This is a genomic window from Streptococcus intestinihominis (assembly GCF_046824975.1).
In the GTDB taxonomy this organism is placed as follows: domain Bacteria; phylum Bacillota; class Bacilli; order Lactobacillales; family Streptococcaceae; genus Streptococcus.
Genome location: NZ_JBKQBL010000007.1, coordinates 23,091 through 24,191 on the forward strand (window position 1 = coordinate 23,091; position 1,101 = coordinate 24,191).

Genomic DNA, 1,101 nt, shown 5'->3' on the forward strand with positions numbered 1-1,101 from the left:
GTCGTCAAGAGATTGATGGAGAGCAAGCCTTGGTATATTCACGGATGCGTTATCAAGATCCAGAAGGAGACTATGGCCGTCAAAAACGACAACGGGAAGTTATCGAAAAGATCATCAAGAAAGTATTGACTCTGGACGGTTTGAGCAACTATCAAGGAATTATTGAAGCGGTTAGTGATAATATGCAGACCAATATCTCCTTGGATACGAATAGCTTGATGCAGTTGATGGGTTATCGAGATGCCTTGAAGAATATCCGTATGGAACAGTTGAAAGGGGAAGATGCCACCCTAGCGGATGGCGGAAGTTACCAAATCGTTACTTCAGAGCACCTGCTGAAGATGCAGAATATCCTGCGTAAAAGTTTGGGCTTATCACCTTTAAGCAAGCTCAAAACAAGTGCCGTTCTATTGGATGGCGACGAAACTGGGGGAGCTTCTTCATCAGAAAGTGGCGAAAGTCCAGTAGAGGCGAGCCAGGATACTGGTGGAGGATATTATGATCCTTCCTATGTTCCAGAAACTTCTGTAAGCTCAGAAGCAGTTACGCCAAACCAACCGACAGTGCCACCTTATACGGATACAACGGTAGCTGGTGCTGGAGGAAACTAAAGTCAAATACTTCTATAAATAAAAAGGTTTTGAGACGACTATCTCAAAACCTTTTTGTTTATTCATGATCGTTAGATTTCTCAGACCAAATAGTTTGGATTTGTTCTACAGAAGCGTTGGCTTGCTGAGAGAAGACCCTTGTTTTATAGGAAAAGTCTTCCAGTAGTTGATTTAAAAGGACTCTTTGCTCTTGGATGATTTCAATATTCTTTTTGATTTTTGAAAGGTTTGATTGGATTCCATCCGTTAGTTGTTTGGTTTCGTTGAATTCATTTTTCAGTGGTTCACGATTTTTAACAAGTTGATAGCTGATGGTTGCTCCAGTCGCAAACCAAAATAGATCTCTTAATTTCATAGTAAGCTCCTTTTTAATGGTTTGAGATATCCTTGGCTAATTGGGCAAGGTGTTCGAAATCAGGTTCGTGGGCAATGAAATCAATCTTTAGGTCGTCTTCTTGAGAGTAGCGTGGAAGAATATGGACGTGGGTGT

Annotated in this window: 2 protein-coding genes and 1 pseudogene; 1 reads left to right on the forward strand and 2 read right to left on the reverse strand. The window is 41.2% G+C overall.

The window, feature by feature from the left end; genetic code table 11:
- Positions 1-611: LCP family protein (locus ACLOR3_RS09595; protein WP_412037181.1), on the forward strand; the 611-nt coding region annotated here is incomplete at its 5' end.
- A 58-nt stretch (positions 612-669) separates the two neighbouring features.
- Here ACLOR3_RS09595 and ACLOR3_RS09600 read toward each other — a convergent pair.
- On the reverse strand, positions 670-966 hold the full coding sequence (locus ACLOR3_RS09600) for a hypothetical protein (protein ID WP_411400986.1): 297 nt from the start codon (positions 964-966) through the stop codon (positions 670-672).
- 13 nt (positions 967-979) lie between these two features.
- Positions 980-1,101 (reverse strand): annotated as a pseudogene (locus tag ACLOR3_RS09605) (HIT family protein); the annotation flags it as partial.